This is a genomic window from Shimia abyssi (assembly GCF_003014475.1).
GTDB lineage: Bacteria > Pseudomonadota > Alphaproteobacteria > Rhodobacterales > Rhodobacteraceae > Shimia > Shimia abyssi.
The window spans coordinates 186324-199052 of the sequence record NZ_PYGJ01000004.1; the positions used below are offsets into that span (position 1 = coordinate 186324).

A 12729-nucleotide genomic window follows, 5' to 3' on the forward strand; every position below is an offset into this window, starting at 1 on the left:
TGGCAACAAGCTCCTGCAATCGATAACGGGGCACCCGTTTCAATGAATTCACGCCTTTGGTCGATGCCGCCGTCGAAGTTGGGCTTGCAAAGTGCTCCTGACGCTTGCGATGATCCAACAAAAAAATCCGCCTGTTCGGCAAAAAAACACCCGCCGCAGTTTAACCGGCAGGTGTTGTGGAAAACGATGTTCCCCTGAGACGCTTTACCCCGTAGGGTGCCGCATTCCAGATCTGACCAAGAGCAAACCCTATTCCGCAGCCTGTGCTGACGGGTTGTTGGGATGCGTGGTCCAATTGCCGTAATCCGGGGCCACTGGTTGGCCGGTGCGCTCGTCCATCTCGCCCGCTTCCAGCGTGCGCATGGTGATGCAGCCTTCGACCGGGCAAACATTCACGCACAGATTACAGGCGACGCATTCGTCATCCTTAACCGTAAAGGTGCGATCCTCGGACATGGCGATGGCCTGATGCGAGGTGTCCTCGCACGCCGCATAGCAGCGTCCACATTTGATGCAATCATCCTGATTAATAACTGCCTTGGTCACATGATTGAGGTTCAGGTATTGCCAGTCGGTTACGTTTGGCGTGGCCATGCCGACAAAATCGGCGGTGCTTTCATAACCCTTTTCATCCATCCACTGGCTGAGGCCGGAAATCATCTCTTGCACGATTTTGAAGCCATAGGTCATTGCAGCCGTGCAGACCTGCACATTGCCTGCGCCCAGCGCCATGAATTCAGCCGCATCGCGCCACGTGGTGATGCCGCCAATACCCGAGATTGGCAAACGCGCTGTGGCCGGATTGCGCGCGATTTCAGCCACCATGTTCATCGCAATTGGCTTCACCGCCGGGCCGCAATAGCCGCCATGCGTGCCCTTGCCATCGATCATCGGCTCCGGGCTCATCATGTCCAGATCGACCGAAGTGATCGAGTTGATCGTGTTGATCAGGCTGACCGCATCCGCACCACCCTTGAGCGCCGCTTCGGCTGGGTAGAGCACATTGGTGATATTGGGGGTCAGTTTGACAATCACCGGCAGATCCGTTGCCTCTTTGCACCAGCGCGCGACCATTTCGATGTATTCAGGCACCTGCCCTACGGCAGAGCCCATGCCACGCTCGGCCATGCCATGTGGACAGCCAAAGTTCAGCTCGAACCCGTCACACCCAGTCTCCGCAATCATGGGCAGGATGCGTTTCCACTCATCCTCTTCGCAGGGCACCATGACGGACGCGATCAAGGCGTGATCGGGATAGTCGCGCTTGACCCGCAACATCTCCTCAAGGTTCACCTCAAGTGGGCGATCCGTGATCAACTCGATATTGTTCAAGCCCAGCAACCGGCGATCCGCGCCAAAAATCGCGCCATAACGCGGGCCATTCACATTGACGACGGGCGGCCCCTCGGCCCCCAACGTTTTCCAGACAACACCACCCCAGCCCGCTTCAAAGGCACGGCGTACGTTGTATTCCTTGTCCGTAGGTGGCGCAGACGCGAGCCAGAACGGGTTTGGGGATTTGATCCCGACAAAGTCACTTTCGAGATTGGCCATTTTGCTTATCTCCCTGTTTTACACCGACAGCGCGGCGTGAATATCTTCGGCGGCGTCACGCCCTTCGGCCACGGCCGTCACGGTCAGGTCATCGCCACCCGTGGCACAGTCGCCCCCGGCCCAGACACCGTCGACGCTGCTGCGCCCGGTGCCGTCCACCGCAATCTTACCACGCTCCAACGCCGGAAGCCCCTCGCCCTCAAGCGTTTGGCCAATTGCCTTGAAAACCTGATCCGCCTGCAGCCGGATCACCTGACCCGTGGGGTTCAGATCATCATCCGTGTACTCAAATTCGATCTCGCGCACGGTACCATTGCCGATGACCGCCTTGGGGGAGGCGTTGGTCACGATCCGCACCCCTTTGGAGGCTGCCAGATCCTGCTCAAACGCAGAGGCGTTCATCCGGTCGCGCCCACGGCGGTAAACCAGCGAAACGTTGAGCGCGCCAAGCAGTTTCGCCTGCACAGCCGCATCCACCGCCGTCATACCGCCGCCAATCACAACCACATCACGCCCGATGGGCAGCGTGGTCAGATCGTCGGACTGACGCAGATCCGCAATGAAATCCACAGCCGCCTCGATACCGTCCTTATCCTCGCCATCAACACCAAGTGCGTTGACACCGCCAAGGCCAATACCCAGGAACACCGCGTCGAAGTCTGCCTTGAGCTGGTCCAGCGACAGGCCGCCGCCCAGTCGCTTGCCAGTCTCCAGCGTAATCCCGCCAATCTGCATCAGCCAGTCAACTTCGCGGGTGGCAAAGCTGTCGACCGATTTGTAAGCGGCGATGCCAAATTCATTTAGCCCGCCCGCCTTGGCCCGCGCATCATACAACGTCACGTCATGGCCATACATCGCCAGCCGGTGCGCCGCAGACAGGCCCGCAGGCCCAGCGCCCACCACAGCCACACGTTTGCCTGTAGGGGCATCGCGCTCAAACGGATGCACGCCGCTGTCCATCAGCGTGTCGGTGGCAAACCGCTGCAACCGGCCAATCTCAACCGGCTTGCCTTCGGCCACCTCGCGCACACAGACCTCTTCACAGAGTGTTTCAGTTGGGCAGACCCGTGCGCACATGCCACCCAGAATGTTCTGACTCAGGATCGTGCGCGCCGCCGCCTCGGGCGTTCCGGTGGCGATCTGGCGGATAAATAATGGAATATCAATATCTGTCGGGCACGCTGTCATACAGGGCGCGTCGTGACAGAAATAACAACGATCCGCGGCGACCAACGCCTCGTGATCATCCAGACGGGGATGCAGATCCCCAAAATTCTCGGCAATCTGCGCAGACGCCAAGCGGCCTGCGGTGATACCTTCGCTGAACGGTGTTTTGGACATGAACCCTCCCCATACACCCTGTTTGGCTACGATCTCAGGCTGGCATAGGGTAATTTTTTTATCAACTGGTAAAATTTAAAATGTGAACATATGCCACCAATTGCCCAAATTCTCATCGGAATTTATCGGCCCAAACCGTTTCGTCGCATAACTTTTACTTGCATGAATGCTTTTTCAGGGTCATTCAAAACGGGCAAGTTACGACATTCGACCATCTGCTCCACTTCCGGCTCAGTCCATCGAACATGTGACAAGGCCGGGCTGCCGCATGCTGCGGGCAGCATGATTGAGGAGAGACGGATATGGCCACTGGCACCGTTAAATGGTTCAACACCACCAAAGGTTACGGGTTTATTGCGCCCGACGATGGCGGCAATGACATCTTTGTTCACATTTCTGCCGTTGAGCGTTCGGGCCTGACCGGTCTGGCGGATAACCAGAAAGTAAAATACGAACTGCGCGCAGGCCGTGATGGTCGCGAAAGCGCGGTGGATATCGAAGCCGTTTGAGGTTTCTATCTGACGTATAGAATGAACCGGGCGTCCCATCGCGGGCGCTCGCTTTTTGTTTGAGCCGCGCGTGATTGGGACCGGCTTATGGCCCCTGCCAATCCACATCGTTTGCCTGCTCGATGGTCAGCCGTCCTTGGGACCAGGGCACCATCAAAGGGGTGACTTCTGCTTCTGATCCGGTGAGCCAGAGCGGCGTATCCTCCCGCGATAGTAACACACCCATACGGTGATGAATGGGTTCGACATCGGTGTTTGGTGGGCAGGTAATGGTTGCCACCTGAGCCACCTCGCGCCCGCCGGGTGCATTCCAGACATCAGTGATCGCGGCAAAAATCAAAGGCTCGCCCCCAAAGAGACGCCACGCGGTTTTTCGGCGTTTTTCACCGGTCCATTCATACCAGCCATCTACAATTACAACAGCGCGCCCAACGCCGATGAAGGCGCTTTTGTCAAACACCGATTCAGAGCGGGCGTTCACGATGGTTTCCATCACCGGACGTCCCCGCGCATTGACCCGCCCCACGGGAATGATGCCCCAACGCATCCGTTGAAAGCCCGCCTGCGTCAGGCACACGATGTCCTGCCCGGGCGCAATATTGCGGCGCGGCGGCTCCTCAAGCCCCGGCGGGCTTTCCTCGCCCAGCCAAGCGGCAACCTCATCCATTGGCGTTGTCAGAAACAGACGGCCCGGCATTCACTCAACTGCCGCGATCAGCCTCAGCACATGCGGCCCAAGCGCGTCGACAATACGTGTCACCCCATCTGAATTGGGGTGCAACCCATCGCCCTGCATCACACCGGGTAAATCATCAGGTGCCACATCGCGCAGCCCCGCAAAGAAATCCGGCGCCAGTAACGTTTCGTACTCATTTGCAAGGTCAGGATACATTCCGTCAAAGGCGGCCTTGTACTCCGCCCCATAGTTGAGAGGCGCCGTCATGCCCACTAGCATCACTTCGACCCCCTTGGCCTGTGCGGCCTCGATAATGCCTGCCAGATTGCTCCGGCTCAGCGCCGGGTCAAACGCGCGCAACACGTCGTTGCCGCCCAAGGCCACGATCAGTGCTTCCACATCCGGTGTCAGGGTCCAGTCCACCCGCGCCAACCCGCCTTGGGTCGTATCTCCGGACACGCCGGCATTGATCAACCGCACCTCGGCGCCTTGCGCGTTGAGCCAGCCTTGCAGCTGCGGTACAAACCCATCCTCAAGCGCCAATCCGTACCCATGGGTCAGGCTGTCGCCCAGCGCTGCCACGACCACAGGTTCAGCAATTGCCGTGCCACACAGAAAAAGACCAAGCCCCAGCGCCTTGCCCCCGGTTCTCACGCACCCATATAGTTCTGCAAACACTTTCAACAGGCGGCCCTCCGAATGACATCCATACTCTCTCTAAAAGATGCGGCTTTGGCGCTGGATAGCAATGCCGGACGTGTGGAAATTTTGCACGGCATCTCGCTGGAGGTTCAAAAGGGCGAGACATTGGCGCTGGTTGGGCCCTCCGGATCGGGCAAATCCTCGCTATTGATGCTGATGGGTGGGCTGGAGCGCGCCACTGGCGGTCAGATCAACGCGCTCGGCAAAGATCTGAGCACCATGTCCGAAGACGCGCTGGCCCGGTTTCGGCGCGAAAATATGGGTGTGGTGTTTCAGAACTTTCACCTTATCCCCACGATGACCGCGTTGGAAAATGTCGCGACACCGCTGGAACTGGCCGGTCACCGCGATGCGTTACACCGCGCCGGCACCGAGCTAGAGGCGGTCGGGCTGGCCCACCGCGCCGATCACTACCCCAGCCAGATGTCAGGCGGAGAGCAACAGCGCGTGGCGCTGGCACGTGCGTCGGCACCTGCGCCTCAAATCCTGCTGGCGGATGAACCTACCGGCAACCTCGATCAGAGCACGGGCGAGGTCATTATGGACCTGCTGTTTGAAATGCACGCCAAGCGAGGCACCACGCTGGTGCTTGTCACCCACTCCAACACATTGGCGCGTCGATGCGGGCGGGTGATCCGCCTGCGCGACGGACAAGTGGCACCGCAATCGGACGCCGCCGCATGAGCCTTGCGCACGCTGCCCGCCTCGCCCGTCGTGAAATCCGTGGCGGTCTGCGCGGCTTTGCCGTTTTTCTTGCCTGTCTCGCGCTTGGCGTGGCCACCATCGCCGCCATCGGTTCGGTACGCGCCGCGATCGAGGCCGGTTTGTCGGCCGAGGGAGCTGCCCTCCTTGGGGGCGACGCCGAAATGAGCTTTACCTATCGGCGCGCAAACGATGATGAGCGCGCATGGATGGCCCGGAACGCCACAACCGCATCCGAAATCATCGATTTCCGCTCGATGGTTGTTGTGCCACGCGGGGATGACGCCGAGCGCGCACTGACCCAGATCAAAGCCGTCGACAGCGCTTATCCGCTGGTCGGGTCGGTCACACTCGCCCCTGCCATGCCGCTCGAAACCGCGCTGGCTGGCGCCGTCGACCTGCCCGGCGCAGTTATGCAAACACTTCTGGCGGACCGGCTCGGACTTGCGGTTGGAGATACGTTCAAGCTGGGCCAGCAGGATTTTGTCCTGATGGCTGAACTTATCCGCGAACCGGACAGTTCCGGTGGCTTTGGTCTTGCACCACGGACAATTGTGGGCACGCCGGGATTGGCCAATTCAGGCCTGCTGGCACCGGGAACATTGTTTGACGCGCATTATCGTCTAACCCTGCCGCAACCTGCTGACCTTGCCGCATTAGAGGGAGATGCGCGCGCACAGTTTGAAACCACCGGGTTGCGCTGGCGCGACAGCCGCAATGGTGCGCCAGGTATCACCCGCTTTGTCGATCGGTTCGGTGCCTTTCTGGTACTTGTCGGCCTAGCCGGGCTGGCCGTTGGAGGCGTAGGAGTGTCCACCGCGATCCGCGCCTATCTGGCTCGCAAAACCGAAGTCATTGCCATCCTGCGCGCGCTTGGTGCAGAACGCAGCACTATTTTCCTGACCTATTTCCTGCAAATCGGCATGGTGGCCACCATTGGTATTGCAGCGGGCCTGTTGATTGGTGCGCTGACCCCAATCCTGCTGGCCCCGCTGATCCTGTCGGTTCTGCCCTTTCCAGCCGTGTTCACGCTTTACCCGCTGCCGCTGTTTGAGGCGGCACTCTATGGCGCGCTGACTGCGGCGATCTTTACTCTGTGGCCACTGGCCCGGATCGAGGATGTCCGCCCCACCTCTCTATTCCGTGACGCATTGGATGCGCGCGCCACTCTGCCCGCGGCGCGCTATTTGTTGTCCGTCGGCATCCTGCTGGCATTGCTTGTCTCTGTTGCGGCGTGGCTCTCGGGTTCTACGACCCTGACACTTTGGTTTGCGGTTGGCGTGGTGGCGGCAATGGTATTTCTCTCGCTCGCCGCCCTTGGCTTGCGCCTGTTCATTCGCTTTGTCTCGCGCCGCACCCGGCCCACACCTCCGATCACTTGGGCGCTCAACGCCATTGCCCGTTCCCGCGAGGCGACAACACCGGTTGTGCTGTCACTTGGCCTTGGCCTCTCGGTGCTGGCCACGGTAGGACAGGTCGATGGCAACCTGCGCAACGCCATCGCCCGCGATTTGCCTGATGTTGCGCCCTCGTTCTTTTTTGTCGACATCCAGAAAGACCAGATGCCCGACTTTCAAGCCCGTCTTGATGCGGATAAAGCCGTCACCAAGGTCGAAAGCGCCCCCATGCTGCGTGGCGTGATCACCCGGATCAATGACCGCCCGGCGCGCGAGGTGGCAGGCGATCACTGGGTCATTCGCGGGGATCGGGGCATCACCTATTCCGCCGCCCTGCCCGAAAATACGACCCTGACAGCGGGGCAATGGTGGTCCGAAGACTATGCGGGCGACACCCAGATCAGCTTTGCCGACGAAGAAGCCGTTGAGATGGGTTTGAAACTTGGGGACACCATGACCGTCAATGTGCTGGGTCGCGACATCACCGGCACCATCACAAGCTTTCGCGAGGTCGACTTTTCGACCGCAGGTATGGGGTTTGTCATTGCCATGAACCCCAGCGCGCTGGCCGGTGCGCCGCATAGTTTTATTGCCACGGTTTATGCCGAAGAGCCCGCCGAGGCCGGGTTGATGCGCGATCTGTCCAACGCCATGCCCAATATCACCGCAATCCACGTGCGCGAAGCTGTTGGACGGGTGTCTGACCTTGTGGGTCAGTTGGCCAACGCCACCACCTATGGCGCAGCAGCAATTTTGCTGACCGGTTTCCTTGTCATCATCGGCGCCGCAGCCGCTGGCCAACAGGGCCGCACATACGAGGCAGCTGTGCTCAAAACCGTGGGGGCCTTGCGCGGCCAGATCCTGACCAGCTTTGCCCTGCGCGCTGCCCTCCTCGGTGCCGCTGCCGGGCTTGTCGCGCTGGCCGTGGGACTAACGGGGGCATGGGCGGTGATGGTCTTTGTCATGGAAGGCGAGTTCGAGGTGATCTGGTCCAACGCGATTACCGTGGTTTTGGCCGGGTTGCTGGCCAATGTGCTGGCTGGGCTTGCGTTTTCGCTCCCCTCGCTCGGCATTCGCCCGGCGCGCATCCTGCGCGCGCGGGATTGAGGCGCCAAAGACTGAGCGCACCCAGTTGACCGCAACGGTGTATCTGAATGCAGGAAAGGCCCCGATTTCGGGGCCTTTTGTCTGTAATCGTCAGCCGATAAACTTTTTGTACTCAGCTTCGTCCATATAGTCGTCCATCTGGCTAACGTCGTCGGCCTTGATCTTGAAAAACCACGCCTCGCCTTGTGGATCGTCATTTACCTTGCCCGGTTCCGAAACGATGGCTTCGTTCACTTCGACAATCTCGCCATCAATTGGGGCGAGAATATCGGACGCGGCCTTGACGCTTTCGAGCACACAGATCTCGTCATCTTTGGAAACAGTGTCACCGGCTTCGGGCAGTTCGACAAACACCACATCACCTAGTTGTTCGCTCGCGTGCTCGGTGATGCCCACAACGATCAGCCCGTCCTCTTCGCGCAGCCATTCGTGTTCTTCGGTAAATTTCATTGCCTAGTCTCCTGATGTTTGGCGAGGTCCCACAGCCAGAGAGTTTCCGCAGCGGTTGCGCCTTTGGCAACGGACAAATCCGGCTCTCCCTGACCCTCAAATTCGGCATACGGTAGTATCCCGCAAAACCGCTGGCAAGCAACAATGAGTCGTGAATGACAGTCGTTTTGGCGTGGCGCCGGAGCGCGCTCAGGCGGTGGCGCAGGGTTCGGGCGCCAGAATGCTCAAGAGGGCCGCGTTTTTACAGACCAGCGCGTCCAATGTCACATCATCCAGCCGCAGATAAAACGCCTCTGCCGCCTCTTGCAACGCAGGCCGCAGGCGGCAGGCCTCGGTCAGCGGGCAGGAATTATCCACGTCAGCAAAGCACTCGGTCAGTGGCACGGGCTTTTCCATGATGCGGAAAATGTCGCCAATCTTGATATCGTTTGCAGCACTGGCAAGCTCTACACCGCCGTTGCGGCCACGCTGAGTATTGAGCACACCAAGCTGGGCAAGCTGGTTGATGACCTGTGCCAGATGATTCTCAGAGGCATTACAACAATCCGCGATCTCGTGTTTTGTGACCAGTCTGTCCTTGTGAACGGCGCAATACATCAACACGCGGATCGCTATATTCGTTCGCTTGGTGATACGCATGAAATGCCCCAGGGTGGTTGGTCAACTCGGACATTATGCCCTATTGAGAATGCGTCGGAATTGACATGCATCAATCGCGCAGCGGACGGACTTTATGAAAGACCCTTACTTTTTTGGATATGGCAGTCTCGTCAACCGGGACACACATGACTATGGCGATCCACATCCGGCGCAGTTGTCAGGGTGGCGGCGGGTGTGGCGGCACACGCATTTGCGCAAACTCGCCTATCTGACCGTTGAACCTGCTGCCGGATGCGAAATAGACGGGTTGATTGCCCATGTGCCGGGTGGCGATTGGGCCGCATTGGACGAGCGCGAGCGCGCTTATGACCGGGTCGGTGCCACCGAAGCGATTTCACATCCCAAGCCAAACCGGGTCGACATCGCGGTCTATACGGTGCCGGATGGCAAACACGGCCGCCCCAGTGTCGAACACCCGGTGCTGTTGTCTTACATTGATGTCGTCGTTCAGGGTTACTTGCGCGAGTTTGGAGTCGATGGCGTTCGGCGGTTCTTTGACACAACCGTCGGATGGTCGGCACCGGTGTTGGATGATCGCGCCACCCCGGTGTATCCGCGTCACCAGTCGCTGAGCGCGCGCGAACGCGGATTGGTGGACCAGCATCTGGTCGCAGTCGGATCGCCCGTCTTGCCGCTGGAGGCGGTGCCGGACTGGCGATCAACACCGCAGTAGTACCGAATCAGCAAGTGCTCCCGCCCCTTGGAGACGCGGCAAGCCGCGCCACAAAGCGTTGGGCGTGGCTCAGCAAAGCTGAGCCTGCCCAAGCCGGAAAGGTCAGTACATTGTCTGAAAGCGCATCAGCTCATCGCCACTGGCGGATTTCAGGATCAGTTCACGATCTTCAACCGCATAAGTCGCCACTTGGCCCAACGCTTTGAAGACCGCGCCTTCCTGTTCATCAATCGGTCCGGCACAGGCCATGCGAGTACTGGCCAATGGCAAGAAGGTCAGCGATTGTCCGTCACGGTCGTACCCGCCGGAAAAACGGTTGCACCCGCTGGTTCCACTGACCTGACGGTCAGGACCAAAGGTGATCTCGGGCAACCGATCCGAAATCAGCTCAATCCCCGGCATGGACAGCCCCACCCATGCTGTTCCCGACAGCGACATCGCCTGTGGTGCGGGCATTTTTTCGACCATTACATCCACCTTTTCCGGGGCATCATTTGTCAAAGCCGGATAGACGCTGGTGGTTCGGAACAGTGTTGTGTCGCCCAACGTGATCGTGGCCTGCACCGCAAAGCTGAGCCCGTCTGTCACCATGGCATCATCATAAGTGAGCTGATAGGTGATTGGTACCTGCCCCTGTGGGCGCACCGTCACCGACCCGAGTTCAATCGCAGGCACGTCAGCGCGCGAAATATCCACCAGTTGCACATTCACCAGCACCGCAGGCGGCAATGCGATCCGTTCGCGGTAGCCCACCGTACCTTCGAGCGTCTGAAACTCGGCAAAGGCCGGGAAGGCCGCAAGACTGAGGAGACCGGCAAAAGCAGCCGGAACAAATCGTGTGGGCATGGGAATTCCTTGGTTATCATTGGCTCGTCCTCAAAGTATGACATGATCAGAACCATTCAACCGCCCGATAGTTGCATTGGCAAAACTCTGCTCAGGACACGCCTGCCCTACGACCATTGGCGCATTTGGCGCGGTTCATTTGGTTTGGTAACGTGACTGGGAAAGGTAGCAAACATACCATGACATCTTCTACCTCCTCCAATTCGGTCTTTTCCACCGCGCTGGTCATTGATGACCATCCGCTGTTTTGCGACGCGTTGGGGATGACCCTTCAGGCCGTCTGTGATGTGAAAGACGTGGCAACCGCCCCCTGTTTGCGCGCCGCACTTGAGCGATTGGACCAAGGACAGGCCGAAGGCTGGGCGCCGGACATTGTGGTGCTGGACCTGAACCTGCCCGACGTGCAAGGGCTCGACGGGTTAGTGCGGCTAAAAAAGGCGACCGTGGCTACCGTGGTTGTAGTGTCATCCATGACCGACAACCGCGTGATCAGCTCGGCCATTCATGCCGGGGCCGCCGGGTTCATCCCGAAACACAGTCAACGTGATGTGTTCCGTCAGGCGTTTGACGCAATGGCGCGTGGTCAGGCGTTTCTGCCCGAAGGCAGCGTTCTGCTACAGGAAGAAGACTCAGGAGGGCGCGATGATGCGTTGTCGCGGCTGGCGTCGCTGACCAACCAACAGGCGCGCATTCTGCAATTGATCTGCGAAGGCAAGCTGAACAAACAGATCGCCTTTGATCTCTCGATTGCGGAAACCACAGTCAAGGCTCATGTCACGGCGATCATGCGCAAGCTTGGGGTGCATAGCCGCACCCAAGCTGTTCTGATTGCCAAAGAAACCAGCTTTGACGAGGTCTTGCGCCGCAATGGATAGCCTGCGTAATCTGTTCCCCGAGTGAGGGAGGACAGCCAATGGATCAGGGGACAAACCTGACCACAGCCAGCCGCGTGGACAACAGGTCGAATGGGGCTCGCTCCAAACAGCGTATCGTGCGCACGGGTTTTGCACCTTGCGACGCGCCCGACGCCGTTGATCAACTGGTGGCCGCCTTGCAGCCAGATGATCTGGCTCTGATAATACTGTTCCTTTCACCCGACACGGACCGAGATCGTTTTCTCGAAAACGCCCGTGGCCGGTTTGGTCCGGCTCAGGTCGTCGGCTGCACCACGGCAGGCGAGATTGGCAAGACAGGATATACCGAAGGTCAGATTGTAGCCCTTGGCCTGCCCACCGATCACTTTGCCGCAGCGACCATGCTGATTGATAATCTCGACGACATCCGCCCCCAAGAACGCATCACCGAAATGATCCGCAACCGTAATGCTACGGCTGCTGATCATCCCGGTTGGACCTCAGAGTTTGCGTTTTTGATGGTCGACGGCGTCTCTCAGCGCGAAGATCTGCTGACCTCGGATCTGGCAATGGGTCTGGGCCCTGTACCGCTGTTTGGCGGATCGGCGGGGGATGGGCCTCGTTTCAAAGAATCGTGGATACTGCATGGAGATAGGTTTCACGCCAATGCCGCGGTACTGGTTCAGGTGCGCTCAGACTGTCCAGTGCGCGTGTTCAAGGCGGATCACCTGTTGCCAACCGATAAACGAATGGTTGTGACCGGCGCTGATCCCGCCCGTCGTTTGGTGCATGAAATAAACGCAGAGCCTGCCGCCCGCGAATATGCGCGGGTGTTAGGCAAAGACCCCGAACAACTATCGACATTCACCTTTGCCGCGCATCCAGTGGTGGTGCAGATCGGCGATCAGACCCATGTGCGTGCGATCCAGCGCGTCGCCAAGAACGGCGACCTCGTGTTCTTTTCCACCATCGACGAAGGCGTGGTGCTGCGGCTTGCGGAACCTGACGATATGGTTGCGCATCTCTCGCGTGAGCTGGATGCGCTGGCCGATACGGGCGCGCCCGACATGATATTGGGCTGCGACTGCGTATTGCGCCGGGTCGAGGCCGAACAAAAACAGCTGACCGGTGATATCTCTCGACTGCTGGCCAAACACCGTGTCGTCGGGTTTTCAACCTACGGCGAGCAGGTGAACTCGATGCACGTCAACCAGACCCTGACCGGCGTGGCCATCTACCCACCTGTGGACGCATAACC

The 12729-nt window shown here is 59.1% G+C and carries 13 protein-coding genes; 6 read left to right on the plus strand and 7 right to left on the minus strand.

Annotated features, from left to right (window positions below):
- Nucleotides 1-249: 249 nt before the first annotated feature.
- Together preA and CLV88_RS09445 are read right to left on the minus strand one after the other, a co-directional pair.
- Nucleotides 250-1554, minus strand: a complete 1305-nt coding sequence (preA, locus tag CLV88_RS09440) for an NAD-dependent dihydropyrimidine dehydrogenase subunit PreA (RefSeq protein WP_106608137.1) — start codon at nucleotides 1552-1554, stop codon at nucleotides 250-252.
- A gap of 18 nt (nucleotides 1555-1572) precedes the next feature.
- Nucleotides 1573-2895: an NAD(P)-dependent oxidoreductase gene (locus CLV88_RS09445; protein WP_106608138.1), complete on the minus strand. Its 1323-nt coding sequence runs from the start codon at nucleotides 2893-2895 to the stop codon at nucleotides 1573-1575.
- A gap of 302 nt (nucleotides 2896-3197) precedes the next feature.
- Here CLV88_RS09445 and CLV88_RS09450 point away from each other — a divergent pair, with 302 nt between their 5' ends.
- Complete coding sequence (locus CLV88_RS09450) at nucleotides 3198-3404, plus strand: cold-shock protein (protein WP_106608139.1); 207 nt, start codon at nucleotides 3198-3200, stop codon at nucleotides 3402-3404.
- Nucleotides 3405-3489: 85 nt separating this feature from the next.
- Here the strand turns inward: CLV88_RS09450 and CLV88_RS09455 are convergent, their stop codons facing one another.
- Both CLV88_RS09455 and CLV88_RS09460 read right to left on the minus strand, forming a co-directional pair.
- Nucleotides 3490-4101: an SOS response-associated peptidase gene (locus CLV88_RS09455; protein ID WP_106608140.1), complete on the minus strand. Its 612-nt coding sequence runs from the start codon at nucleotides 4099-4101 to the stop codon at nucleotides 3490-3492.
- A complete protein-coding gene (locus CLV88_RS09460) occupies nucleotides 4102-4764 on the minus strand; it encodes an arylesterase (RefSeq protein WP_423827731.1) in 663 nt (220 codons plus the stop codon).
- Between the two features lie 15 nt (nucleotides 4765-4779).
- On the opposite strand from CLV88_RS09460, the gene CLV88_RS09465 reads away from it, so the two are divergent.
- Both CLV88_RS09465 and CLV88_RS09470 read left to right on the plus strand, forming a co-directional pair.
- Nucleotides 4780-5466, plus strand: coding sequence for an ABC transporter ATP-binding protein (locus tag CLV88_RS09465; RefSeq protein ID WP_106608141.1), 687 nt, complete (start codon nucleotides 4780-4782; stop codon nucleotides 5464-5466).
- Nucleotides 5463-7988, plus strand: a complete 2526-nt coding sequence (locus tag CLV88_RS09470; RefSeq protein ID WP_106608142.1) for an ABC transporter permease — start codon at nucleotides 5463-5465, stop codon at nucleotides 7986-7988. Before CLV88_RS09465 ends, CLV88_RS09470 begins: the two co-directional genes overlap by 4 nt.
- Before the next feature lie 90 nt (nucleotides 7989-8078).
- Here CLV88_RS09470 and gcvH read toward each other — a convergent pair whose 3' ends face one another.
- Together gcvH and CLV88_RS09480 are read right to left on the minus strand one after the other, a co-directional pair.
- Entirely contained in the window at nucleotides 8079-8438 is a 360-nt protein-coding gene (gene gcvH / locus CLV88_RS09475) for a glycine cleavage system protein GcvH (protein WP_106608143.1), read from the minus strand.
- Nucleotides 8439-8627: 189 nt separating this feature from the next.
- Entirely contained in the window at nucleotides 8628-9077 is a 450-nt protein-coding gene (locus tag CLV88_RS09480; protein WP_106608144.1) for an RrF2 family transcriptional regulator, read from the minus strand.
- Between the two features lie 94 nt (nucleotides 9078-9171).
- On the opposite strand from CLV88_RS09480, the gene CLV88_RS09485 reads away from it, so the two are divergent.
- Nucleotides 9172-9771 (plus strand): gamma-glutamylcyclotransferase family protein, encoded by a 600-nt coding sequence (locus CLV88_RS09485; RefSeq protein ID WP_106608145.1) that lies wholly within the window; start codon nucleotides 9172-9174, stop codon nucleotides 9769-9771.
- Between the two features lie 102 nt (nucleotides 9772-9873).
- Here the strand turns inward: CLV88_RS09485 and CLV88_RS09490 are convergent, their stop codons facing one another.
- The gene (locus CLV88_RS09490) at nucleotides 9874-10617 is read right to left on the minus strand and encodes a YbaY family lipoprotein (RefSeq protein WP_106608146.1); all 744 of its coding nucleotides are present in this window, start codon (nucleotides 10615-10617) and stop codon (nucleotides 9874-9876) included.
- A 179-nt stretch (nucleotides 10618-10796) separates the two neighbouring features.
- Here CLV88_RS09490 and CLV88_RS09495 point away from each other — a divergent pair, with 179 nt between their 5' ends.
- On the plus strand, nucleotides 10797-11492 hold the full coding sequence (locus tag CLV88_RS09495; RefSeq protein WP_106608251.1) for a LuxR C-terminal-related transcriptional regulator: 696 nt from the start codon (nucleotides 10797-10799) through the stop codon (nucleotides 11490-11492).
- Between the two features lie 38 nt (nucleotides 11493-11530).
- Nucleotides 11531-12727, plus strand: coding sequence for an FIST N-terminal domain-containing protein (locus CLV88_RS09500; protein WP_106608147.1), 1197 nt, complete (start codon nucleotides 11531-11533; stop codon nucleotides 12725-12727).
- Nucleotides 12728-12729 lie beyond the last annotated feature (2 nt).

Excerpts from the sequence above, each read along its gene's own strand:
- preA (WP_106608137.1), bottom strand. The coding sequence starts at position 1,554 with ATGGCCAATCTCGAAAGTGACTTTGTCGGGATCAAATCCCCAAACCCG.
- CLV88_RS09445 (WP_106608138.1), bottom strand. The coding sequence starts at position 2,895 with ATGTCCAAAACACCGTTCAGCGAAGGTATCACCGCAGGCCGCTTGGCG.
- CLV88_RS09450 (WP_106608139.1), top strand. The coding sequence starts at position 3,198 with ATGGCCACTGGCACCGTTAAATGGTTCAACACCACCAAAGGTTACGGG.
- CLV88_RS09455 (WP_106608140.1), bottom strand. The coding sequence starts at position 4,101 with ATGCCGGGCCGTCTGTTTCTGACAACGCCAATGGATGAGGTTGCCGCT.
- CLV88_RS09465 (WP_106608141.1), top strand. The coding sequence starts at position 4,780 with ATGACATCCATACTCTCTCTAAAAGATGCGGCTTTGGCGCTGGATAGC.
- CLV88_RS09470 (WP_106608142.1), top strand. The coding sequence starts at position 5,463 with ATGAGCCTTGCGCACGCTGCCCGCCTCGCCCGTCGTGAAATCCGTGGC.
- gcvH (WP_106608143.1), bottom strand. The coding sequence starts at position 8,438 with ATGAAATTTACCGAAGAACACGAATGGCTGCGCGAAGAGGACGGGCTG.
- CLV88_RS09480 (WP_106608144.1), bottom strand. The coding sequence starts at position 9,077 with ATGCGTATCACCAAGCGAACGAATATAGCGATCCGCGTGTTGATGTAT.
- CLV88_RS09485 (WP_106608145.1), top strand. The coding sequence starts at position 9,172 with ATGAAAGACCCTTACTTTTTTGGATATGGCAGTCTCGTCAACCGGGAC.
- CLV88_RS09490 (WP_106608146.1), bottom strand. The coding sequence starts at position 10,617 with ATGCCCACACGATTTGTTCCGGCTGCTTTTGCCGGTCTCCTCAGTCTT.
- CLV88_RS09495 (WP_106608251.1), top strand. The coding sequence starts at position 10,797 with ATGACATCTTCTACCTCCTCCAATTCGGTCTTTTCCACCGCGCTGGTC.
- CLV88_RS09500 (WP_106608147.1), top strand. The coding sequence starts at position 11,531 with ATGGATCAGGGGACAAACCTGACCACAGCCAGCCGCGTGGACAACAGG.